This window comes from Methanosarcina sp. UBA411, assembly GCF_002495725.1.
Classification (GTDB): Archaea; Halobacteriota; Methanosarcinia; order Methanosarcinales; family Methanosarcinaceae; genus Methanosarcina.
This window is the reverse complement of record NZ_DAGK01000021.1, coordinates 96,937-97,253: the sequence shown is the minus strand read 5'-3', so window position 1 is coordinate 97,253 and position 317 is coordinate 96,937. Positions and strand designations below refer to the sequence as shown.

The following is a 317-nucleotide window of genomic DNA, read 5'->3' as shown; positions in this document are numbered from 1 at the left end:
GAAGAAGATGTGCGGACAACAATCCTGTGCTCAGCAACAGGAAAAGGTATTGAAAAAAAACAGGCAGAAGCGGTAACTGATATCGTCCTGAAAGTTGTTGAGCATTTGAACGAGATGCAGTCAGGAAGGATTGATCTTAACAGAAACGTAAAAGTGCTCAAAAAAACCGGCGGAACCGAAGTTTTTGCCCTTGAAGGCCTGATTCTGGATGAAAACCCTGCAAGAGAGGATATGCCAAAAACGTTCGAAAATCCGGCAGTCCTTATTACAAATTATGACCTCAAGATAAAGAGCGGATACTTAAATCCCCAGCATAA

1 protein-coding gene is annotated in these 317 nt (G+C 42.3%); it reads left to right on the top strand.

All coding sequences use genetic code 11. The annotated features are described in order from the left end of the window. Positions 1-9: 9 nt before the first annotated feature. Positions 10-317: TCP-1/cpn60 chaperonin family protein (locus tag BP861_RS08310; RefSeq protein ID WP_292374326.1), on the top strand; the 308-nt coding region annotated here is incomplete at its 3' end.